Here is a 21,697-nt window from a genome sequence, read left to right on the forward strand (position 1 = left end):
CATGCTGCAAGTCTACGACACGGAAATCACCTCTCGACTGCTTCTGGGAACAGCGGGCTATCCATCTCCAGCCGTGCTTTCGGACGCCGTGCGGGCTTCAGGGACACAAATCATCACGGTCTCGTTGAGGAGAGAGACGGCCGGCGGCAAAGCGGGAGGTGCGTTTTTCGAACTGATCCGCGAGCTCGGGACGAAAATACTGCCGAACACCGCCGGCTGCCACACCACCAAGGAGGCGGTGCTCACTGCCAAGATGGCGCGCGAGGTTTTCAAGACGAACTGGATCAAGCTCGAAGTGATCGGCAATCACGACACATTGCAGCCGGATGTGTTCTCGCTGGTCGAAGCCGCACGGATCCTTTCGAACGAAGGCTTCGAGGTCTTTCCCTATACAACCGACGATCTGGTTGTCGCCGAGCGCCTGCTGGAAGCTGGCTGCCGCGTGTTGATGCCCTGGTGCGCTCCGATCGGCAGTGCCATGGGGCCGCAAAATCCGTCCGCCTTGCGGTCGATGCGCGCGCATTTCCCGGACGTGCCTCTGATTGTCGATGCGGGCATCGGCCGCCCTTCGCATGCAACGACAGTGATGGAGCTCGGTTTCGATGCCGTGCTCCTGAATACCGCGGTGGCCGGCGCGGGAAATCCGGCCGTGATGGCATCGGGTTTTGCCAAGGCGATCGAGGCCGGTCGGCTGGCTTTTGAAGCCGGCATGCTCGAACCGCGAGACCTGGCAGTCCCCTCCACCCCGGTGATCGGAAAGGCAGTCTTCTCATGAAGCTCGATCCCTTCTACCTCATTGTCGACAGCGCGAATTGGGTCGAACGCCTCGTTCCAATTGGAGTGAGGCTGGTCCAGCTTCGCATCAAGGAAAGACCCGATAGCGAGGTTCGTAGCGATATCCGCATCGCCAGAACCATATGCGACAGACACGGCTGCCAACTTGTCGTCAACGACCATTGGCGCATCGCGATCGACGAAGGCTGCGATTTCGTTCATCTCGGTCAGGAAGATCTGGCGCAAGCTGACGTGGCCGCCATTCGTCGGGCCGGACTGAAGCTCGGCATCAGCACACATGACGAGGCCGAACTCGATATGGCGCTGTCAGTCGCGCCCGACTATGTCGCGCTGGGCCCGGTCTATCCGACCATTCTCAAGAAGATGAAGTGGGAGCCGCAGGGGCTTGCCCGCCTCACCACTTGGAAGAAGAAAATCGGATCGACCCCGCTGGTTGCGATCGGTGGACTGAACCTTGAACGTATCGATGGCGTTCTCACACATGGCGCGGAGTGTGCCGCGGTCGTGACCGACATTACACGTAGCCAGGATCCCGAGGGCAGAACAAGGCAATGGATCGCTGCGACGTCACGGTGGCGCATTGCGCCAGCTTGAACGAGATCTTCGTTTCCCAGCCGGCGACCACGGCCGAGCACCGTCCCCAGATGAGCCTCACCCTCAGAAAAGCCGCAACAACGGAAAATCGGCCGAATATAGATGCCTAGAAGAGCCTCGCGAGGCTAACGTGTGACGGCGTAGTCACCGACGATCCTTGTTTCGCAAGGATCGTCAAGGTATATAGAAACCTGAAGGTGCTGTGGTCGAGGAAGATGTCTATTGTTGCAGTAAAGGTTTTGTCGACTGTCAACGCCCCTTATGGGACGAAGCTTTCGGCTGAGCAATTGGCATCCAAGATTTCCGATCCTGCCAGCGCAGTCAATTTCGATGCGTCGGCGTTCTCCTTTTTTTCCGAGGTAGACGAGAACCTTCAGATCTCGTTCCTCGGCGAAATGCACGTTGATCCGGCGATCGCTTCCGACTTAGCACGGAAGTTCTCGGCACTTGCCGGTTACCCGCTTCCTTTGGCGCGGGCGGCATAGTTGGTCGAACACCCAGCCAGCAGATGGGGGGACCTGTTTGACCACGCTGGCCGCATTATCGATCAGGCAAGCTCCCAACTCACATTGATCGACAATTGGACTTTTGGAGGCGGTACCGCCCTGATGCTCCAGATCAATCATCGCGAGAGCTTTGATGTCGACATCTTCATCGATGATCCGCAGCTTCTGCCATACCTGAACCCGAAGACACAGGGCTACGCGCTCGACATCAACCCTGACGGCTATCAGTCCGATGGATCAAGAACATTGAAGATCGTCTTCGAGAATGTCGGCGAAATCGACTTTATCTGCGCGCCCAGCCTGACTGACAACCCGACGGTGAAAGCGGAGGTGCGCGGTCGCGACGTCCTGCTTGAGACCCCTGGCGAAATCATCGCAAAGAAAATATTTTACCGCGGGGCCACGATGCAGCCCCGCGACATGTTCGACATCGCCTGCGTCGTGAAGACTCACGGTGTCGAGTATCTCAATGAGGCCCTTACGCCCTTCGGAGACAAATGCGAGAAGGCTCTAAAAGTCGCTCGCCAGATGAACCCGCAGTTCGCGGAGACCATCATGACAAGACTTTTGTACCGTGAAGGCTTTTCCGAGATTCCACGCCTGGGACAGGCAATGACGATCAAACTCCTGGAAGCCATCTGCGCCCATTCGACCGGCGCAAAAGTCTAGCATGAGCCCATCCAAGTCACAAACCGCCACTTTGGGCGCTACTAAGGCTCCCGGACTGAAGCGCCATTTGCTCGCAACAACGCCATCAACACTGGTCCGAGCGAAAACTCCCCTCGCCGCGCCTTTGCCGTCAGATAGCACAGACAACCGCCGGCCGAGTTGATGTAGCCTGCCTTCTCGAGAATGCAGGCCATCGTTCCGGCGACGCTTTCCGGTCCGATCGCCTCACAAGCATCCTGATAGAAAAGACAAGTCCAAGGTCGCTTCCGATGCAGGCTTAACAGTACTGAGCCTGATGCCTTGCCGGCTGGGCATCTCTGCGAAACTGGCTCCGTGCGCGCGATGTGCCCACGCTGGCCATGCTGCTCGACCAGAAAAGGATGAGCGTACCAGGCGGCGGCCGCCAAGGCGGCCAGAGCCCGTTCGCGCGCGGCTTGACCGGTTAAAAGGGTCGCCGCAGGAGGTTCAGCGCAAGCGCCGGCCGCAGGCCGGGAACCGGGACCGACTACCCCCGGCAAGCCGCTCCGCACTTCTCAAGGCATTTCACGCTTCGCGACCAAGCGCCCACGCCCCGGCAGAGCCGACGACATCGCGATATCCTTGGCGCCGTTCCACAATGCGCTGAGACTGAACGTTAAGCGTCGGCATTATCAGCCAAAATCGAGGCGCAACGATCTCGCCCCAATCGTGCAGATTTTGCTGGGATTTCCTCCGGGCTCGGTGAAGAGAACACGGCACGTCATGGTTAAGTGGAATACGCGTTCTATTGTCATATTTTCGTTGCATATTCATTTCATTTCGCTTTTACTACTTTTTGGTTTCGCAACGAAGGTTGTGCAAGCTTCGATCGTGGAGGATCGATTTCGCCGGGTGTGCCAAATGCCCTGGCTTTTGAGAAATGGGAGGAATCATGTTCAGACATTTGAACTGGACCGCTGTGGTCGCGTCCGCATTTTCAGCCGGCCTTGCTTCAAACGCATTGGCCGCTACCGAGCTTTCTTGGTGGCACGCCATGACCGGCGCCAACAACGAAGTCGTCGACAAGCTGGCAAAGGAATTCAACGACAGCCAGACCGCCTACAAGGTCGTGCCCGTCTTCAAAGGAACCTACCCGGAAACGTTGAACGCCGGCATTGCCGCGTTCCGCTCCAAGCAGGCGCCCGCCATCCTGCAGGTCTTCGATGCAGGCAGCGGTGTGATGCTGGGCGCCGAAGGAGCGATCCTGCCGGTGGCCGAGGTGCTCCAGAAGGGAGGTTACGAATTCAACAAGGATCAATACCTGCCGGGCATCGTCGCTTATTATTCGAAGGCGGACGGTACGATGCTGTCCTTCCCTTATAATTCGTCGTCGCCGATCCTCTATTACAACAAGGACGCGTTTACGAAGGCCGGCCTCGATGCGGAGAACCCGCCGAAGACTTGGCCGGAGGTGTTCGACGCGGCCAAGAAGATCAAGGCGAGCGGCGCTTCGGCCTGCGGCTTCACCTCCACCTGGCTCACCTGGATCCAGACCGAAAACTTCGCAGCCTGGAACAACGTGCCATACGGGACCAACGAGAATGGCCTTGCCGGCCCCGACGTCGAACTGAAGGTCGACGCACCGCTGTTCGTCAAGCATTTCCAGGCGATAGCCGATCTCGCAAAGGACGGTACGTTCCGTTATGGCGGCCGCACCTCGGAAGCAAAGCAGCTCTTCACATCAGGTGAATGCGCCATTCTGACAGAATCATCCGGTGGCCTCGGCGACATCATCAAGTCGGGTATCAAATACGGTATTGGCCAGTTGCCCTATTACGAGGGCAGCGGTCCGCAGAATACGATCCCGGGCGGCGCAAGCCTCTGGGTGTTCGGCGGAAAATCCGACGATGAATACAAGGGCATCGCCGAGTTCTTTAATTTCCTGTCGAAGACAGAAATCCAGGCACGCCTGCATCAGGTCTCGGGCTATCTGCCTGTTACCCTCGCCGCCTATGAGGAAACCAAGAAGTCGGGATTCTATGAAAAGAACCCCGGCCGTGAAACGCCGATTCTGCAGATGATGGGCAAGGCGCCAACGGAAAACTCCAAGGGTGTGCGGCTCGTCAATCTTCCGCAGGTGAGAGACATCCTCAACGAAGAGTTCGAGGCGATGCTCGCCGGGCAGAAGGATGCGCAAGCGGCCCTGACCGAAGGCACCAAGAAGGCGAACGCCGCAATCGCGGCAGCCATCGGAAACTAACGATGCAATAGCAGGACTGCCCCGGGCGTGAACCGGGGCAGTCCATCTCCTCGCGCAAAGAAGGGGGTCGCTTTGCAGCCTGTCGTCTTTCCCAATAAAATACTGCCTTATCTCCTGCTCGCACCGCAGATCGTGCTCACGGTCATCTTCTTCTTTTGGCCTGCGAGCCAGGCGCTTTATCAATCCGTGCTTCGCGAGGATCCGTTCGGGCTCAAGTCCGGCTTCGTCGGCCTTGCCAACTTTCGCGCCGTTCTGGCAAACCCGGACTACCTGCATTCGCTGAAGGTCACGGTGGTCTTCAGCCTGGCGACGGCGTTGCTCTCGATGGCTGTCGCTCTGTTGTTGGCAACGGCGGCAGACCGTGTCGTTCGCGGCCGAAACATCTACCGCACGCTTCTGATCTGGCCCTATGCCGTTGCACCTGCAGTGGCCGGCATGCTGTGGCTCTTCATGTTCAATCCCGCGATGGGGACATTTGCCTATATTTTGCGGCGCAACGGCTTTGCCTGGGATCCGCTTCTAAACGGCGACCAGGCCATGGCGTTGGTGATCGTCGCGGCTGCCTGGAAGCAGATCAGCTACAATTTCCTCTTCTTCGTCGCCGGTCTGCAGGCGATCCCGAAATCGCTGATCGAGGCTGCATCGATTGATGGCGCGCGCGGAGCGCGGCGTTTCTGGACGATCGTCTTCCCGCTTTTGGCACCGACCACCTTCTTCCTGCTCGTGGTCAACACCGTCTACGCCTTCTTCGACACTTTCGGCATCATCCATGCTGTCACCGGCGGCGGACCAGCGAAGGCGACGGAAACCCTCGTCTACAAGGTCTACAATGATGGCTTCGTCAATCTCGACCTCGGCAGTTCCGCCGCGCAATCGGTCATTCTCATGGTCATCGTCGTCGCACTGACGGCGTTCCAATTCCGCTTCGTCGAGAAGCGGGTTCACTACTCATGAGGCGCGCCGATGATTGAAAAACGTCCCATCGCCAATTTCATCGGCCATCTCGTGCTGATCATCGGCGTCATTATCGTCGCCTTTCCGATCTACTACACCTTCGTCGCCTCCAGCCGGACGTCGGTCGAGATCATCCGCCCGCCGATGTCCTTGACCCTCGGCGATCAACTGAGCGAGAACTATACGGAGGCGATGTCCGGCGGCGTCGAGCGCGTGGTCGGCGTCAGCCTTGAGCGGCTCTTGTTCAATTCGACGGTCGTTGCGATTGCCATCGCCGTCGGCAAGATCGTCATCTCGTTCCTCTCGGCCTTCGCGATCGTTTTCTTTCGCTTTCCGCTGAAGATGGTCTTCTTCTGGATGATCTTCATTACGCTGATGCTGCCGGTCGAGGTGCGCATCCTGCCCACTTACAAGGTGATCGTCGACCTCGGGTTGATCGATACCTATGCGGGCCTGACGCTGCCTTTGATGGCTTCGGCAACGGCGACCTTTCTTTTCCGGCAGTTCTTTCTGACGATCCCGGGCGAACTGGTGGAAGCGGCGCGCATCGACAATGCCGGCCCCTTTCGCTTCATGCGTGACATCCTGCTTCCGCTTTCGAAAACCAACATCGCCGCGCTGTTCGTCATCCTCTTCATCTATGGCTGGACCCAGTATCTCTGGCCGTTGCTGGTGACGAACGACGCGAAGATGAACACCATCATCATCGGCCTGCGTCGCATGGTCGATTTCACCGACGCCTCGACACCCTGGAACTACGTGATGGTAACCGCGATCCTCGCGATCATCCCGCCAATCCTCGTCGTCGTGCTGATGCAGCGCTGGTTCGTCAAAGGTCTTGTGGAGACTGAGAAGTAATGGCTCAAATTACCCTGAACAACGTCCGCAAGGTCTATGGCGGCAATATCGAGGCGATCAAGGGAGTCTCGCTGCAGATCGATGATGGCGAACTCGTCGTTCTCGTCGGCCCATCTGGATGTGGAAAGTCCACGCTTCTGCGCATGATTGCGGGTCTCGAAAGCATCAGCTCCGGCGAGATCGTCATCGGCAACAGAACAGTCAATGATCTGGAACCCGCTGAGCGGGACATTGCGATGGTGTTTCAGAACTACGCGCTCTACCCGCATATGACCGTGCATCAGAACCTTGCCTACGGGCTGAAGAACCGCAACACGCCGAAGGACGAGATCGAGCGTCGTATCGCGATTGCCGCCAAGACCCTGGAGATCGAGCAGTATCTCCACCGCAAACCACGCCAGTTGTCCGGTGGCCAGCGCCAGCGCGTGGCCATGGGGCGGGCGATCGTGCGTGAACCGGCCGCGTTCTTGTTCGACGAGCCACTGTCCAATCTCGACGCCAAGTTGAGAGGGCAGATGCGGATCGAAATCAAGCGCTTGCAGCGGTCTCTTGGCACGACCAGCGTTTACGTCACGCATGACCAGATGGAGGCGATGACGCTTGCCGACAAGCTGGTCGTGGTCAATGGCGGACAGATCGAGCAGGTCGGATCACCGATCGAACTCTACGAAAAACCGGCAACGACTTTTGTCGCAACGTTCATCGGTTCACCGTCGATGAACCTGCTCAAACATGCTGAAACTCTTGAGGGCTGGTCGATCTCGCCCAATGTGCCCAAACCAGCAGGCGCATTTACGATCGGCATCCGACCGGAAGACCTCGTTGTCAGTGAACCCACCGCTCCGGACTTTGATTTCACCGCCAAGGTCCGCATCGACAGCATCGAACTCGTTGGAGCGGAGAGTTATGTGCATGGCAAATTCGCCAATGGCCAGGATCTTGTGTTCCGAGTCCCAGGGCGATCGGTGAGGCAGATCGACGATCATGTCACCGTCGGCGCGCTGGCCAAGGACCTGCATGTGTTTGACGATAGGGGCAAGCGCGTGTCCTAAAAACACGGGCTTTGCGGCTTCCCAACCTCGCCAAAATCAATGAGCCTTGCCTCGGCGGCGGAATGGAGCGATCGTTCCGCGTGTCTTGTATCGCAGGCGATGATTTTCTAGATCAACAGGTTCGGATAATCAGCTGATATTACTAGTTATTCCACAGTGCCAAATGAGCTGTCGGTCTGTACCTTTGGTTTTCGAGGTCGGTGCTGCGGACGCTTTCCACGAGACCAATGAGTGCATCGATGCGGCCAACCAGCCACATCAAGTCTCTGGGGCGATAGTTGCCAGGAATATCTCGCCTTTACATAGACTTCTTTGAATATATTAAACCAAGCAGCGGACGCTGCTGGTTGCACGGCAGGAACTCCGGGAGCTCGCGATGCTGCTCTTCGGCAACGCAGGAATTTCAGATTGTGGGATGCCGGACTGTAGCGGCATCACGATGCGCGATGGGCCTCTCGATCGTCGCCTCCGACGGCCAGCGACCGAAAACAAAAAGTAACTCCGGTGTCCAAGGACCATGTCGAACGGTCGAGAGTGGCCCAGTCTTTGCGCCTGCGCAATGAGAAGCGTCGGCGCAGGCGGCATGATGGGGAAGAATGGAGATCGTCATATCCGAACAGGTAGTCGAGCATGAGACTTCAACGTGCTGGATGGCACCCAGGGAGTTCGAACGCTTGCGGCCGAGGCGACGACCGCTACCAGGATGGTGGCATTCTTAAGGTGATGGGAGGTGGAGTTGAACGCAACGTCGCGCCCGCTTGGCGCTGCAGATATCATGCGCCTGGAAATGCTCCACCGCGAACTGCTCACGATTTGCCTTCGGCTCGAGGAGGTTGCCGCGGACATCGAGATGAGCGCGAGCGAACCAGTTCGTGAGCTTGCGCAGTCGATCCCAGCAATTCTGAAGGAGGTTCATGACCTCGAAGAGCATACTCTCTTTCCCGATTTCGATCGCAACGCGGGTTCGCTCTTCGCCGCCAAGGCCATCGAAAGGCTGAAGGCTGATCATCGCTGCGACCGGCTGGCGGCAGAGGAACTCTCACTCCTCTTTTGCGCGCTGGCCGATGGCCGGTCTGATCTCGGGCCAGACACCATTGCCCGTCTACTGCACGGCTTCCAGGAAGCGCTCCGCCGGCATATTCACGCCGAGAGCCTTCTCATGGAGGCGCTGTTAGCGGCTAAGGCCGAAGCTCGCGAGATTTTTCAGTAACGCGCGCTTGTCGCGACATGGCCAAGAACGGATCAATCAATCGCGGTACTGGCGCACCACTATGCGGGTCGGGCAATCTCCGGTGGCCCGACTTCTTGTCGGCACCCCGGCTCGCGGCGCTTCAAGTCGACGTCACTCGACTACTTGGCCTACCCTCTGCAACCCCGGCCAGCGCCGGGCAGGCCAAGCGCTGATTTACACCAGCGCACGCCCTAGGATGAGATCGTTTCCGCCGTGCTCGACAGCAGCGAGCCATGGCACTCGCCTCGGTGATACTCCGGGACTTCCTCCCCCCCAACGAACTGCCGCCCGTCCCATCTGGTCGGACATGTTCTGACCGTGATGTTGGCGGTGCAGGTGGGGTTACGGGACGGCTGTCGAGCGGTGCCGGGGGCAAACGGGGACGTCTGGGAAAGAGTAAACTTGATAGGTGTCACGCCATCAAAGGCGATATGCGCCCGCGGCGGAGACTGAGCGCATTTCCTTGCCCTTAGCCTCGCTCCAGTTCCGAATTCAGATGATCGGCCAACCGGATTGCAAGAGCAAGGATCGTCAACGTCGGATTGGCGTGACCGCTGGTTGGAAACACCGAGCCGCCGGCAATGTACAAGTTGTTGATGCCATGAACTCTGCAATGAAGGTCGACGACACCAGTTTTTGGGCTCGTCGACATGCGCGTCGTTCCAAGCGTGTGCGCCATATCGATGATGACGAGATCCTGTGTGCGCCGTTCTGTGACCCAAGGTTCTAGTTTCGGGGTGGGGAGCTCAGCACGGGCGAGAGCTTCATGCGATAATTCGGCAATCCTGAGCAACGTTTTGTATTCGAGAACGCTAATGCGCCAATCGATCTTGGCGAGCGGTACGCCGAACTTGTCCTTCCGCTCGCTGAGGCTGACCCTGCTCGCCGGATTTGGAGCCTGTTCGCAGATCGCTTCTATGCGCAACCCAGACAACTTGTGAGGCAGACCCCGGGACTGGAACTCGTCGGCGACGAGATTTGGCGAAATCATAATCGCCGTGTTGACGATAAGATCCTTGAAGACCTTGGGTGTGCGGTGGTCCGAAAGGATCTTCATACCAATCCCCCTGGCGATGAATCCCGAACCGGCGGCAACGGAAAGAACATCACGTCCGACATTGTCGCTGCGCGAACGCAACAGCCTCTTCAAGGCGACCCATGGATCGCCTGGTGCACGTTCTGTCGAGAAAAAGACAGCGGCATTCGATATCTGTTCGCGTTCCTGGGCAGCAGCGGTTAGAGCAAGACCATGGGCGAACATGTGCGCGCGATTTTCGTGGTGAACTCCATAGAAGCCGAAGAGCTTTGTGAGCGCTGCCATTCGATCGGTCGGGATCCGCCCCACGCGTGCCGCAACGTGGTCCATGAGAAATCGCCCGACGACATCGTAGTGATTGCCGATTCCTTGCGAAAAGACATCAGTGGACGCTAGCAACAACCGGGCATTCTCAATCCCGCCAGCAGCCAGCACGCAAATCGTGGCCTCAATGCGCGCGCGCTTGCCCCCAACACTGACGACATCGATGCGCGAAAACTGGGATCCATCGCCGTTCACACCCACGCGGCTCACTGTCGCGTCGAGAAGAACGTCGGTATTGGTCGGCCGGCGGGCCAGGAACTCTCGTCCGAAGCGCATTATGTCAAGGCGATCGACGCGAGAGCGAGCAAACTGCCAGTAGAATGAACGTAGCCCTTCGTTGTCAAAACGTTCCGGCGGTGCCTTTGGGCATAGGTTGAGGACCTTCATTGCACGAAGGAGATAGGGCACGATGTGTTCGTGATCGACTGGCCAGCCGGAATAGGGCACCCAGCTTCGAGCCTGAAAGTCTAGCGCATCAAATGGGGCCGACTTTCCCGCCCATGCGTGTGTGGATCCGCCAAGGCCACGGCATCGCACGCCATAGGGCTGTACGTCAGGTGACCAGAACTTGGCTTGCGAACCATGAAATTCTATCCTCTTGCGGATCTGCGCTTCTGTTCGAAGCTCACCGACGTTCTCAACTTCATTGAGCGCAGAATGCTCGGGACTTTCGAGTTCAAGCCCGCTTTCGACGACGACGACCTTCCTTCCCGCCCTGGAACACTCCTCGGCTATTGTCAGGCCCACAGGGCCAGCCCCCACGATTACGATATCCGCCATGATGATGGAGTTGTCGTCAAACTCCGAAAGCCGCCTTATCCTCATCTAAGGGGAGTTCTCTTCGAGGAAACGGAAGTCCAACCTGTGCACAATGATCGATAAGCGAAGCGCTGCACCCTATCGGCAAAGCGCATCCCTTTTGGCTTGCGAGTAACTACGCAGTTGCGGCTAACCCCATCCTGGACGCTCTTTCGCATCGGTTCCTCCGTCCTCCTTGCCTCACAGTTTACAGCCCTGGATGGAGAGAACGTTGCGTTGGATCAAAGCCGTTCGCGTCAACTTGCTGAAGGTAAGGGGTGCTGGTTGTTGCACCGCTTCGACAAGGGCTTGCCACTGCGGAAGCGGCTGCCCAACTCTGGATCACCGCCAGGACGCTTTAGAGCCTCACCCCTTTCCAAGGACCGGCCTTTGAGAGGTTAAGCCGTAGACGCAACGATCGGCAGCGATGGCGGGTGGCCACCTTCAGGCGGAGCCGTCGAGCGACCTTCTTGTTTTGACCGACAGAAGCCATGCGACCGACAATAACAGCAGGCTCGCCACAATCGCTTGCGCCTGGCATGCTGTGTTAGGCCTCGTTAATTGGCCGACCCACCGCGCACCGGTTTGCCGTGTTCTGCAAATAAGGTCGAACGTCACTTTCCCGCTTGCCGTAAGCCTGATTGCGGCTGGCCGCACTAAAGACCGGTCTGGGCACATGACGGCTCATCGCCTGAACAAAGACCATCATGAAGAGAGCCCACGCGGCCATCCAGCAGACCGCCGCGGCAACAACGGGTTCGAAATACGCGGCACTCATGCCGTCGCCAAAAACACGCAGCAAAGCGGAGACAGATAGAAGCGAGAACGCGCAAGTCGTGGGCCTGCTGAGGATCAGCCTCTCACCGTTACGAACCGAGGCCGACCGCATCATGAAGGCGGCGATCATCGTTCCCATAGCTCCCATCGTCATTGCATGCAGGGCGGCGAGCGGTGGGAACTGGGCGGGAAAGATAATAGCAACGCCGTTCAGGATGAGCGCCGCCGGCATCCAGGCGAAGGCGATATGCAGGATAAACAGTGCCGGATACCGCGCGGCCTTGAGGCTTTGCCAACTCGCCATTTGCAGCAACAACACAGCGCCTGAAAGCATCAACAGGTAGCCGGATATGTTTTGGATCGCGCCTCGAATACAAATGGCGGCCAGAATACCCAGGATCGCCAGATACGAAAATGCCGGCCGATCACGAAAGGGGGTCTGTGTCCCGGTCCGGACGAGCCAATGCCGCGTGAAGGCAGGCACGGCGCGTCCACCAATCGCGGTGATCAACAGGCTATAAATCCCCCACGGCGAACCTATCGAGTTCAAGCCGCAAACGTTGGAGAGCGCGGCGCTAATTCCAAGTGCGGCCGCTCCGAGTGGTGCCCACAGGCGGTGCCACGCCGCGGCCTTTAACAACGCAACCGCCAGGACAGCCGCCAAGAACACGAAATATGCAGATGCCCCGATGACAGATGCGAGATGCGGGAAATGCATAGAGAATGCTGCCGTGAGCCGGGCAGTGCACCAAAGGGAAGAAGCAATTATTGTGACCGCAGGTGGGACGGGACCTCTCTTCGTCCACGCGGGCAAGACCGTAAGGAGATAGCCCCCTACCGCAGCACCGGCCATGCCGAACAAAAGCTCGCTACTATGCCAACTGACTCTTTCCAGCGCGATTTCTTCCGGGAGGATCCAGACAAGGGGTACGACGAGCGCCCAAAGTCCGGCGAGAAAAAACAGCGGTCGGTAGGGTGCCTGCCAAATAGACTTCGAATTGACCACCCCTGATATCAAATGCCCCTCTTGGATTGAGCCCGAAAGCGCGCAAGCCGTCCTGCGTTCTCAAAATGTGCATGCATCACCCGATCGTCAGTTGAGTTGCACCGTCCGGTATCGAACGCAGTGCAGACGCCGTCGCGGTGAGAGCATTCCAGCGCCCGCCAATTTTGCCGAGATCGGAGCTGCCGTCTTGCCGAGCCATTGTTCCGGTCTTGGTCTGTTCCCAAACCTGCACTACCGACCACGATGGTGTTCGCTCGTGCGGAGGGCAGACTGCAGCCCAACGGAAGCATCAATTGATTTGCAGGTTAAATGATGCGTACCCGCCTGCAGGGTAGACCGCACGGATAGCCTCGGTACCGAGAGGAAGGACAAAGTTCCCGATGCCGCTAAGCAGTTCGTCCAAGACGACCCTCAGTTGCATCCTTGCCAATGCTGCGCCGGGGCAGATATGGATCCCCGCGCCATAGAGCAGATTTTGCGACTGATCCCGATCGGGACGGAACTGGTCCGCATCCTCGAACACTGCACCGTCACGGTTTGCTGATGCCCAAATCACTGTCATCCTTTCCCCTGCCTTGATCGTCCGCTTACCGATTGCCACAGATCGAGAAGCAACGCGCCGATTGGAAATCAATGGTCCATGGAGACGAAGTATTTCGTCCACGGCTTGCGGAAGGAAAGCCCTGTCACGGTGTAGCTGTGATTGGACTTCGGGATGTTCCGCAAGGAAATGGACAATGATCCCGACGCAGGCAGAGATGGTACCCAGTTCGCCCACGGTCCAGTTGCGCAAGATACTAACGATCTCCGCAGGCCGGAGCAGCCGTCCATCAACGGCCTGCCGCACCAAGCTGGTGGTGATATCGTCCGGTGCTGCAGCGCCGGCCTGCTGGCGTATTTCCAGCTGTGATCGGATATAGCCATCGAATTCGAGCGCTATGGACGCAAGGGCATTCGCATCGCGGACCAGCGTCGCCTCGCCGTTCTTCCGGACCCATTGCCGTAATGGTTCGTGCAATGATCGGGGCCAACCCAAGAAGCCACACTGGATTCGTATGGCATATGGTTCAGCAAATCCCATCATGAATTCGCTGGACGGATCTTTCTTGAGTGAGGCGACCAGATCGCGAGCAATCCAGCGGCATGCCGGCTCGAAGGCCTCAATCCGCTCCACCGCGAAGTAGGGCTCGATCATCTGCCGGTAGTGTGTATGTTCAGGCGGATCCATTCCGTTGGGAACTGACGGGTGGCGTGAAACAACGTTGCTGCAGGCTTCGTGATCGTTCAGTACCTGCAAGACATCCGTATGGCGGAAAAGCGACCATCCGAGGTAGTCGCTATAGGCCACCGGGCACGCCTCGCGCATCTGGTCGTAGGCCTGGATCTGATTGGCTAGAACCTCGCGACTGCGAGGATCCCAATCGGAGACTGTCTCCATAGAAGACTTGTGCTGGTTGGAAGCCTCTCCCGCTGCCGATTCCATTCATGCGCCCTTTCCGCCAATATGTGCCCATATGTGCATCAGCGGCAGGCGCGTTCTTTGTCGTCACTCAAATAGTTTGCGCACGCTCCAGTATTTTGAAGCCCAATTTTTGCTCGATATGAGTTCCTCCATCACGGCTCCGACCACCCGGGCTGGAGAAGACCGGATGGTAGCAAGCTTCGTTGGCGTGAATTGGATCTTGAAGTCTCCGCCCCCGAGTTCGAAAGCCCGATGCGAGAACCCCTTTCGCTCCATGATATTCCCTCGAATTGAGATCCGGCCGCGCCAACTATTCGAGACTGTCGTCTGGGCAGCAAAAATTCAAACGCGAAGCACAACCTGGCGAAGCTTCCCCGCTGCCGTGACAAGTCCCGATCGTCAGCCAATTGTTTGGCCGCATAGTCGACCATGCACCAGATATCGCTCGGATTCAGGCGCGAACCGCCCGCCCTTGACTTGGCGTCTGATACCAGATCGCCCTTCCCGGCATGTGTGGCACGGCGTGAGTGTGGACCTCTTTCACCCGTCCACGGCCCCTACTCAGGAGCCATATGTCGCGAGTAGCGCCTTTGTGCCTGCGGCGACCGCGAAGAATGCGGACCACCCGACGAGTGCCATCGATAATCGAGGGCGTAGATCACGCAGCCCCATAAAGTAGACCACTACCCAGCGCGATTTGATGACGGTTAGGATCAGAATGACGCCGAAAGCCGTGAACGGAACAGCTTCGTGCTTCCATTGAGCCGAGATAAGAGCGGCGATGATAGCAAGCAACAGTAGTTTTGCGGCTCGACCAAGCAGCCATATGGGATTGTTCGCTTGCATCGTCTACCCCAGATAGATCACGGGAAAAATTACCAGCCAGACGATGTCAATCACGTGCCAGACAGTAGTAACCAACACCACATTGGATCGCTCCATCCTTCGTGCGATCAGCAACATGAGCAGGCTCAGGAATACCACATGCGCGAGATGAAAACCTGTGATCATGAAGTAGAGTTCGAAGAAGGCATTGAATGTCGCGTCACCGATGAACCGTAACTCGCCTTGGTATTCAACGACCCTGGTCGCTGCGAACAAAAATCCAAGCATCGCTGATGCGACCAAGGCGAACCTTCGCTTTTGGTATGTTGCCGCACGCACCGCCTCCGCCGCCAACCATCCACTTGCGATCAATACGAGCGTGTTGAGACTAGCGAGCCGCCCATTCAAATGAATTTTGGCAAGCGAAAAGCTGTCCGGGTGAAGATACGACATCACCATGAACCCGCCAAGCAAGACGCCGAACGCAAACAATTCGCTCCAAACGAGAATCCAGAGCACCAGATCATCACTCGGTTCGTCGCTTTGCGCCAGTTCAACTGCCATGAACTCGAAATCTCCACTTTATGCACTGGTGCTACAAAACACCGCGGCGTTCTTTGTGCTTGCACAAAGAATGGTCCGAGTGCGCGTTTCGCGATGCTGATCGTAAATGGTTGGAGAGGCTCAACCGCCGGAAAGCAATTTGACTCGGCTTTGCAAGCTAACCAGATCAAAATCCGAGATGAGCAGATCGAGGCGGACGTTCCATTCGCAATCGCAGGGTACAGGGACGTGCTGCACGCTCCAGAAACCCGGCGACACTCGACGGATAGGCACCTTGAATTTTGAAACCGAGCCGTCAACCGACGACATCTCAAGTGTGACTTCACGAGGATCCAAGCCGGCAAATTCGGCAGTCGACAGAGATATCTCTGCATTGAAGATCAGATCGGGCGTCGTTTCGAACGCCAGCATTGCCATTGTTTCGGCATCCTGGAGGTGAACGGATGTGGCGATTGGCTGCCTTAGCGCGAGCGCACGGGGCGGCGGTGTGAACCGCCACAATGAAGTGACTGCCAATACCAGCACGACCAGGAAAACTTCGACGGAGACTAGGTTTTTCATGCTTTTGGCCGCACGAAGGCAGCCCGACGCGACACGTGGCGTTAGAACGAGGCGATTCCATGCGCCGAGTACAAGTGCGCCGCTCACCAATGTCACTTTCGCGAGCAGAACCTTGCCGTAATCAAAACCCAAGATCGCGGGGGGCCAGCCAATCTGGACATAGGCGAGATACCCTCCGGCGACCAGCATGACAGCGATCGAGTAGGGAATTGCGGCCGAGAACCGCAGTAAACTGTCACGTTGCCCTTGATGGCGGGGCCCTAGAACATGCCACAAACCAGGCAACGAGCCCGCCCAGAAGCAGACCGCCGTCACATGAAGTGATACCGCGGCAAAGGAGAGCCATTTAATGCCAGCGCCGGACGCATGTCCCGTCAAGGCAAAAGCGGGGCCAATCAAAGCCAGCGATGCAAACGTCAGCGCCTTGCCGGCTATCGATCGCGGCCTTGCACAAACTGCCAGTAGGAGCGTTAGTCCCACCAAGAATATCGAACGCGCCAGGCTGCTATCGAGTGCGTCGGCCCAAGCCTTCGCTCCAAGCAACGCCGCCCATGACGCGCTGTTTTCAACTGCGAGGAGCCCGATCAGAAACACAGCACATACCGCCGCGGTATATAGAAGAGTGATTGTGGTTCTTGTCGGCGCTCTATGCGCTATCCAGAACGAGAAGAAACTTCCGCCGATGCCGAACAGGCAAGCCAGGTAGAATAGAAACTTCGTTCCGAGTGTTAACAGCGCAACCCGCTCCGCGCCTCCCGTGTCATCCTTCAACTCGCTCATGTCGTAGCTAGCGCCAACAGCAAAGACGACGGAGGCCGCGACCGGGTGGCCATCTTCGGAAAGGATCCGCCAATTTAGAGCGTAAGCGCCCTCCCCAAGCGGCTCGGCGAGCTCGACCACGACGTCGTTGCCGGAAATCGTCGCTGGCAGATTGGCTGGTTTCGCATTGCGGTCGACGAGAGTGAGGTCGACGCGGGTCACAGGTTCCGAAAACCGAAGGGACAGTTGAAGTGGCCGGGAGGTCAGACGTTCTCCTTGCGCCGGAGTGGAGGAGACCAAGACTGCGTGTGCAAAGGCATGCTGCCAAGGCATAACCAGCCAGAGCGCAAGGGTGACCAGAAATACCAACACAGAAGCGTTGCGGGGGCGGGCAAGTTCGGAAGTACGGATCATGCCTATGCCCCCGCCAGCGTCGTCACTTTTCGATAATGGTCAAAGTCGGCGCGGGATGTTCGTAATCGTCAGCACTTTTCCCGTCAGTCGGGATCTCGATCCACCTTGTCGTAGCCCCGCCTACGCAATCCTGGACGACGGGAAACGCGACCGTTGCCCCTGGCTTGAAGGCGTCGGTGATGTAAGCCCGGAACACAAATTCGTCGTATTCGTCATCCGCCAGGTTGCCACCTGACCAGATCAGTTCGCGGACGCCACTTGTTTGTTGCTGACCGTGCAGTTCGTACGCTTTCGCATATTCGCCAAGCGTCTTCTCGATTTTCCAACCGGGTTTGGGCATGGGCTTCACTGAAATTACGCCTTCCGGAAGCCGCACCCTAAGAGCAACCGTGGCCTTGCCGTCACAACCGTGCCCGACCCGCAGAATGGCTTTGTAGGTTGATCCGACCTTTGCACTGCCGTTGTCGAGGGTTATGTGCGCCATGGCAGGAAAGACCGTTCCGGCCGCCAGCAAGATGGCGGCCAACGAAGTCTTGAGCATGGACATCTCGTAATTCCTTCACTCTGTGACCGTTGTCATTCAAGGAGACTCGGTCCGATTGTTTCGACGTCACGCCAGCCGCGACGCTAAAACAGCAAATAGACTTGAGTGCTCCAGACAACTTTGATTTGCGTCAAGGAAAGCGAGCTTTAGAGGCGAGCCAGCCTTCGTTTAAAATGTCGCCCAATCGGCAAGCGGACCGACGAAGCGCGCAACACCGCCAAGCAAGCCAGCTTAAACTCCGACAGGAGTGGCACGATCGTCGGCGAAGCGATTGCAGCGATGATCAAGATTGAACAGTCATCAAAACAGATTGCCGGCATAATTGCCGTGATTGACGCAATCGCGTTTCAGACCATTCTTCTTGCATTGAACGCCGGGGTGGAGGCGGCCCGGGCAGGCGAGGCTGGCAAGGGCTTTGCTGTCGTCGCGCAAGAAATGCGTGAACTCGCGCAAAGGTCTGCAGGAGCTGCTCGAAATCAAAGACCTCATCCACAGCTCTCGTATCGATGTCGAGACCGGCGACCAACTCGTCAAGGACACCGGCGAAGCTCTTAAAAGTATCGAAGGCCAGGTTAATGCCATTAACCTGAACATGGATGCCATCGCCACCTCGACCAATGAGCAATCCGCTGGGCTCCTGCAAGTCAACGCGGCCGTCAACCAAATGGATGAGGTAACCCAACAGAACGCCGCAATGGTTGAGGAGACCAATAACCTTGGCTGCAGAAGCAACCCGTCTCCACGGGCTTGTGGAACGGTTCTGGCTCGCAAGTACAGAGGCCACTCTGTCCGACGCGCGGTCTCTAGGGGCGTCTTCGCGCGAGGGAAACCCCCTGTCGAGGATAGGAGAGCGACTACGGCAACGCGTTGCGTGAGCATTTTCGCGAATGTCGAGTTATTTGCGTTTAGTCAAAGTTCACGGCGTCTTCTCCGGTACATCAGCGTCAACGAAGCCAAGCGGCTTCAAGAACAGGAGAAGAGCTATGAAACGACTGGCAAACCTCACGATTGGAACGGCAATGGCTTTGGCGGTAATGGCTACCGTATCGCAGGCAGCCGACTATGAAGTACACATGCTGAACAAGGGCAAAGACGGTGTGATGGTGTTCGAGCCGGGACTTACTCGAGTGGCCCCGGGAGACACCGTAACATTTATACCGACCGATAAGTCTCACAATGCCGAATCGATCGCCAACCTCATCCCGGAAGGTGCGCAGGCTTTCAAAGGGAAGATGAACGAAACGGTGAAAATCACTTTCGATGTTAAGGGCGCGTACGCCATCAAATGCGCTCCCCACATGAGCATGGGTATGGTCGCTCTTGTCGTCGTCGGCGACGCTCCTGACAACCTCGAAACCGTGAAGACTGCCAAGCTCCCGAAGAAGGCGCGGGATCGTCTCGACGCTGACATTGCAGCGGGAGCGATGTAACAACGCCACGACGATCTGAACGCCCACGTTCCCAAAACGTGGGCGTTTTCATGTGGTCCTATCGACTGCCGGCGCGCGAGGAACGACGATACAGGATGCGGGTCGAACATCTTCCGGAAGAGATCAGGGCGATTGGTTGGAAGGCACAGGCAAGGCTGTGCCAGCGATACCGTCGGCTCTCTGCGGCCTGCAAACCGCAACCGAAGGTCATCACCGCGATTGTCCGAGAGCTGGCAGGTTTTGTGTGGAATGTGAGCCGACATATCCAACCGGTTCGATGAGGAACTAGACCCACGGGAGTTCTGATAACACATAGCAACCTGACCGGCGTGCCGCGAGATCCAGCCATGGTGGGAAATCCTCGAGACACCTTGGACGAGCTTCCAGCTTATGCCCGTGCTTAGAGCGAGGAAGACCCGTGCCAGTCATGAGAGAGTATCATTTCGCCCTTAGCCGGAACCGACCCGTTTTGGTCATTCGCCAAACAGCGCCTTGGTGTATTTCTTGGAGACGGTCCCGCTGCGCTGTCCGTTCGCACCATAGTACCGATCTTCACGGCACAGCCGCTCCTTTGCGTCGCAGAAAATCCCGTTGGCAAAGGTGAACTCGGTCAGGTCAACATCACTGGTCGTGAACAGCTTGTTCGCGGCGGCCTTCTTACCGAGATATTTTTTCGTCAGCTCGTGGGAGATCCCCTTTTCATTGGCGCACACGTAGCGGTCGCAGAGCACGCCCGACGCTGGCGATTGGATCGTGGCCCGCTGCTTTGCGTGAGCGGGCATCACGCCCAGGGCCAACAACAAGGCCAGAGAAATCGAAACGTACGGTTTGTTCATAGTTAGACCTCGCTTGGTGGGTGATTCTTCTTCAAAGAATAAAAGACAAACGGACGAAAACATGTTTGCGAGCCGATTGGGTGGAAATGGGATCAAGGGCGGGACCGGAGGCCGCATCCGGGAACGGAGCGCAGCGAGTGCCGAACGGATGAGGATGCTGGCGAAGCCGCTGCCGTGACCACCTGCCATAGCAGTATCCTCGCCAGATCACCACGTGATGGCCGACACCTTGCTTGGGCAACATCCCTTACCCATTGTGCAAAGACGATGTTGCCGTCGTCGTTATCTCCCGACGCGGAGACACGCATGTGCATTCACTGACCAAGGTTGATCATGCGAAACGGCAATTCCGCGGTGGGCAAGGGTGTTAAATAAGCAAGTGTTGCTGTTCGTCAAAAGAGCGCTGCTGCGATCTCGACCATGCCAGGCGTCCAGACCCGCTCTTGCGCCAGAGCACCCAATAGATCCATCCTTGCCCGGCAGCGCCGACCAGTTTCGGCAACCAGCCTTCAGACCTCACGGGTGCACAGGCCCAATCGAATAGTCGGATCGACGCTGCGCCACTTCAAGTCGGCCGGCCTTCGAACCCGACCAATGCTCAAAGGACGCTCACGTCGATACTACGCTACCTTTCCGAAGAACTTTGCAACCCTTGCTCGGAACGCTTTCTTGTGGGTCCTAAGCCAAGGCGCGACTCTTTTGTCCGCATGGCTCTCCAATGCCCTTCTCAACGCCGCCTTCTCAGACTCCGAATAGTCCGCCTCCGAGATGATTTTTTTGCTCAAGGCGACATATGCCTTACGAGCAGCAAGTCGCTCGATCGGACCGAGATGATAAAAGCCCTCTCGCATGATGCGCTGGATGAACACAGAGTCCGCGGCAAATGCCACTTCCCCTCTGACCATCGCGCGCATCGTCACAAGATGATCGAAAGCCCAGAGATAGGGGTATGCCGTCACTATTGAGAGGCCATCGATAGCAGCTTCACGCCGCCATAGACCATAAAACCAGCTAGGGTGGCAGCCAAGCAGTGTTGCAGTCGCTCGCGAGAGCCGATCCGAACCCAAGATCACCGGCAAAGGGTGATCAGCCTCGCGGCCGGTCATTGTATTGATCCGATGGACCTTCGTAACCGCCAACTTTGCATCCGGACTTTCGTCAAGTGCCTTCACTGTTTCGCGAAGATAGTTCTCGTCTGTGAGATCATCGTCCGCTCTCCACATGAAATATGGGGCGCGCGCTAGTTGCAAACCTTTCTTAAAATTCTCAAGAGCAGGAATCGTTTCCCCGCTTCGTACATGGATAAAACGTTTGTCAGAGGCGGCAATTTCGGCACAAATCTCGCTCGTTCCATCTGTCGACGCATTGTCGCAAATAATTGCTTGGAAATCGGCGAAGGTTTGCTCTCGGATACAATCCAGGCACTCACGCATCGTGGCGGCGCCATTGAAGGTGGGTATTACAATACTTGTGCGTACCATCGA

At 57.3% G+C, this 21,697-nt stretch carries 19 protein-coding genes and 2 pseudogenes; 11 read left to right on the forward strand and 10 right to left on the reverse strand.

The genetic code is table 11. From position 1 onward, the window contains the following. Window position 1 precedes the first annotated feature (1 nt). The 4 genes from BKP54_RS28100 to BKP54_RS28115 all read left to right on the forward strand — a co-directional run bounded on the left by BKP54_RS28100 (window position 2) and on the right by BKP54_RS28115 (window position 2,564). A complete protein-coding gene (locus BKP54_RS28100; protein WP_084815240.1) occupies window positions 2-775 on the forward strand; it encodes a thiazole synthase in 774 nt (257 codons plus the stop codon). Then, the gene (locus BKP54_RS28105) at window positions 772-1,389 is read left to right on the forward strand and encodes a thiamine phosphate synthase (protein WP_084815241.1); all 618 of its coding nucleotides are present in this window, start codon (window positions 772-774) and stop codon (window positions 1,387-1,389) included. The genes BKP54_RS28100 and BKP54_RS28105 overlap by 4 nt, the downstream gene beginning before the upstream one ends. A gap of 215 nt (window positions 1,390-1,604) precedes the next feature. Then, window positions 1,605-1,874, forward strand: coding sequence for a hypothetical protein (locus tag BKP54_RS28110; RefSeq protein WP_025428909.1), 270 nt, complete (start codon window positions 1,605-1,607; stop codon window positions 1,872-1,874). 84 nt (window positions 1,875-1,958) lie between these two features. Further along, complete coding sequence (locus BKP54_RS28115; RefSeq protein WP_084815242.1) at window positions 1,959-2,564, forward strand: nucleotidyl transferase AbiEii/AbiGii toxin family protein; 606 nt, start codon at window positions 1,959-1,961, stop codon at window positions 2,562-2,564. 41 nt (window positions 2,565-2,605) lie between these two features. Here the strand turns inward: BKP54_RS28115 and repC are convergent. After that, window positions 2,606-2,806, reverse strand: a pseudogene (gene repC / locus BKP54_RS36830) (replication initiation protein RepC); the annotation flags it as partial. 668 nt (window positions 2,807-3,474) lie between these two features. Here repC and ugpB point away from each other — a divergent pair. The 5 genes from ugpB to BKP54_RS28145 all read left to right on the forward strand — a co-directional run bounded on the left by ugpB (window position 3,475) and on the right by BKP54_RS28145 (window position 8,856). Continuing rightward, window positions 3,475-4,782 carry a sn-glycerol-3-phosphate ABC transporter substrate-binding protein UgpB gene (ugpB, locus tag BKP54_RS28125; RefSeq protein ID WP_084815244.1) on the forward strand — a complete coding sequence of 436 codons (1,308 nt, stop codon included), beginning with the start codon at window positions 3,475-3,477 and terminating at the stop codon, window positions 4,780-4,782. A 72-nt stretch (window positions 4,783-4,854) separates the two neighbouring features. After that, a complete protein-coding gene (gene ugpA, locus BKP54_RS28130) occupies window positions 4,855-5,736 on the forward strand; it encodes a sn-glycerol-3-phosphate ABC transporter permease UgpA (RefSeq protein ID WP_057220613.1) in 882 nt (293 codons plus the stop codon). Between the two features lie 9 nt (window positions 5,737-5,745). Beyond that, the gene (gene ugpE / locus BKP54_RS28135) at window positions 5,746-6,594 is read left to right on the forward strand and encodes a sn-glycerol-3-phosphate ABC transporter permease UgpE (protein ID WP_025428914.1); all 849 of its coding nucleotides are present in this window, start codon (window positions 5,746-5,748) and stop codon (window positions 6,592-6,594) included. Further along, on the forward strand, window positions 6,594-7,646 hold the full coding sequence (locus BKP54_RS28140; RefSeq protein WP_057210625.1) for a sn-glycerol-3-phosphate import ATP-binding protein UgpC: 1,053 nt from the start codon (window positions 6,594-6,596) through the stop codon (window positions 7,644-7,646). The genes ugpE and BKP54_RS28140 overlap by 1 nt, the downstream gene beginning before the upstream one ends. Window positions 7,647-8,421: 775 nt before the next feature. Next, window positions 8,422-8,856 (forward strand): hemerythrin domain-containing protein, encoded by a 435-nt coding sequence (locus BKP54_RS28145; RefSeq protein WP_084815259.1) that lies wholly within the window; start codon window positions 8,422-8,424, stop codon window positions 8,854-8,856. 490 nt (window positions 8,857-9,346) lie between these two features. On the opposite strand, the gene BKP54_RS28150 is transcribed toward BKP54_RS28145, so the two are convergent. The 7 genes from BKP54_RS28150 to BKP54_RS28185 form a co-directional block, all read right to left on the reverse strand. Continuing rightward, window positions 9,347-11,017 (reverse strand): GMC family oxidoreductase, encoded by a 1,671-nt coding sequence (locus BKP54_RS28150; protein ID WP_245317917.1) that lies wholly within the window; start codon window positions 11,015-11,017, stop codon window positions 9,347-9,349. A gap of 565 nt (window positions 11,018-11,582) precedes the next feature. After that, on the reverse strand, window positions 11,583-12,818 hold the full coding sequence (locus BKP54_RS28155) for an NnrS family protein (RefSeq protein WP_128090516.1): 1,236 nt from the start codon (window positions 12,816-12,818) through the stop codon (window positions 11,583-11,585). Window positions 12,819-13,107: 289 nt separating this feature from the next. Continuing rightward, a complete protein-coding gene (locus BKP54_RS28160) occupies window positions 13,108-14,301 on the reverse strand; it encodes a cytochrome P450 (protein ID WP_245317918.1) in 1,194 nt (397 codons plus the stop codon). Window positions 14,302-14,841: 540 nt separating this feature from the next. Continuing rightward, window positions 14,842-15,126, reverse strand: a complete 285-nt coding sequence (locus BKP54_RS28170) for a cytochrome C oxidase subunit IV family protein (protein WP_051509235.1) — start codon at window positions 15,124-15,126, stop codon at window positions 14,842-14,844. Between the two features lie 3 nt (window positions 15,127-15,129). Next, on the reverse strand, window positions 15,130-15,669 hold the full coding sequence (locus tag BKP54_RS28175; RefSeq protein ID WP_025428921.1) for a cytochrome c oxidase subunit 3: 540 nt from the start codon (window positions 15,667-15,669) through the stop codon (window positions 15,130-15,132). A 120-nt stretch (window positions 15,670-15,789) separates the two neighbouring features. After that, the gene (locus BKP54_RS28180; RefSeq protein WP_084815247.1) at window positions 15,790-17,403 is read right to left on the reverse strand and encodes a copper resistance protein CopC; all 1,614 of its coding nucleotides are present in this window, start codon (window positions 17,401-17,403) and stop codon (window positions 15,790-15,792) included. Between the two features lie 22 nt (window positions 17,404-17,425). Next, on the reverse strand, window positions 17,426-17,950 hold the full coding sequence (locus BKP54_RS28185) for a DUF1775 domain-containing protein (protein WP_084815248.1): 525 nt from the start codon (window positions 17,948-17,950) through the stop codon (window positions 17,426-17,428). Between the two features lie 186 nt (window positions 17,951-18,136). Between BKP54_RS28185 and BKP54_RS35685 the strand changes: the two are divergent. Next, window positions 18,137-18,822, forward strand: a pseudogene (locus BKP54_RS35685) (methyl-accepting chemotaxis protein); the annotation flags it as partial. Between the two features lie 144 nt (window positions 18,823-18,966). Then, on the forward strand, window positions 18,967-19,377 hold the full coding sequence (locus BKP54_RS28195; protein WP_057225613.1) for a pseudoazurin: 411 nt from the start codon (window positions 18,967-18,969) through the stop codon (window positions 19,375-19,377). Between the two features lie 473 nt (window positions 19,378-19,850). On the opposite strand, the gene BKP54_RS28205 is transcribed toward BKP54_RS28195, so the two are convergent. Beyond that, a complete protein-coding gene (locus BKP54_RS28205; RefSeq protein ID WP_084815249.1) occupies window positions 19,851-20,213 on the reverse strand; it encodes a YcgJ family protein in 363 nt (120 codons plus the stop codon). Between the two features lie 620 nt (window positions 20,214-20,833). After that, window positions 20,834-21,694, reverse strand: a complete 861-nt coding sequence (locus BKP54_RS28210) for a glycosyltransferase family 2 protein (RefSeq protein WP_084815250.1) — start codon at window positions 21,692-21,694, stop codon at window positions 20,834-20,836. Window positions 21,695-21,697 lie beyond the last annotated feature (3 nt).

Source organism: Ensifer sp. 1H6 (genome assembly GCF_001976035.1).
Classification (GTDB): Bacteria; Pseudomonadota; Alphaproteobacteria; order Rhizobiales; family Rhizobiaceae; genus Ensifer; species Ensifer canadensis.

What these genes read in the sequence shown, in the direction of transcription:
- BKP54_RS28210 (WP_084815250.1), bottom strand. Translation starts at nt 21,694, where the DNA reads ATGGTACGCACAAGTATTGTAATACCCACCTTCAATGGCGCCGCCACG.
- BKP54_RS28160 (WP_245317918.1), bottom strand. Translation starts at nt 14,301, where the DNA reads ATGGAATCGGCAGCGGGAGAGGCTTCCAACCAGCACAAGTCTTCTATG.
- BKP54_RS28110 (WP_025428909.1), top strand. Translation starts at nt 1,605, where the DNA reads ATGTCTATTGTTGCAGTAAAGGTTTTGTCGACTGTCAACGCCCCTTAT.
- BKP54_RS28185 (WP_084815248.1), bottom strand. Translation starts at nt 17,950, where the DNA reads ATGTCCATGCTCAAGACTTCGTTGGCCGCCATCTTGCTGGCGGCCGGA.
- ugpB (WP_084815244.1), top strand. Translation starts at nt 3,475, where the DNA reads ATGTTCAGACATTTGAACTGGACCGCTGTGGTCGCGTCCGCATTTTCA.
- BKP54_RS28195 (WP_057225613.1), top strand. Translation starts at nt 18,967, where the DNA reads ATGGCTTTGGCGGTAATGGCTACCGTATCGCAGGCAGCCGACTATGAA.
- ugpE (WP_025428914.1), top strand. Translation starts at nt 5,746, where the DNA reads ATGATTGAAAAACGTCCCATCGCCAATTTCATCGGCCATCTCGTGCTG.
- BKP54_RS28100 (WP_084815240.1), top strand. Translation starts at nt 2, where the DNA reads ATGCTGCAAGTCTACGACACGGAAATCACCTCTCGACTGCTTCTGGGA.
- BKP54_RS28140 (WP_057210625.1), top strand. Translation starts at nt 6,594, where the DNA reads ATGGCTCAAATTACCCTGAACAACGTCCGCAAGGTCTATGGCGGCAAT.
- BKP54_RS28205 (WP_084815249.1), bottom strand. Translation starts at nt 20,213, where the DNA reads ATGAACAAACCGTACGTTTCGATTTCTCTGGCCTTGTTGTTGGCCCTG.
- BKP54_RS28150 (WP_245317917.1), bottom strand. Translation starts at nt 11,017, where the DNA reads ATGGCGGATATCGTAATCGTGGGGGCTGGCCCTGTGGGCCTGACAATA.
- BKP54_RS28145 (WP_084815259.1), top strand. Translation starts at nt 8,422, where the DNA reads ATGCGCCTGGAAATGCTCCACCGCGAACTGCTCACGATTTGCCTTCGG.
- BKP54_RS28175 (WP_025428921.1), bottom strand. Translation starts at nt 15,669, where the DNA reads ATGGCAGTTGAACTGGCGCAAAGCGACGAACCGAGTGATGATCTGGTG.
- BKP54_RS28180 (WP_084815247.1), bottom strand. Translation starts at nt 17,403, where the DNA reads ATGATCCGTACTTCCGAACTTGCCCGCCCCCGCAACGCTTCTGTGTTG.
- BKP54_RS28170 (WP_051509235.1), bottom strand. Translation starts at nt 15,126, where the DNA reads ATGCAAGCGAACAATCCCATATGGCTGCTTGGTCGAGCCGCAAAACTA.
- BKP54_RS28105 (WP_084815241.1), top strand. Translation starts at nt 772, where the DNA reads ATGAAGCTCGATCCCTTCTACCTCATTGTCGACAGCGCGAATTGGGTC.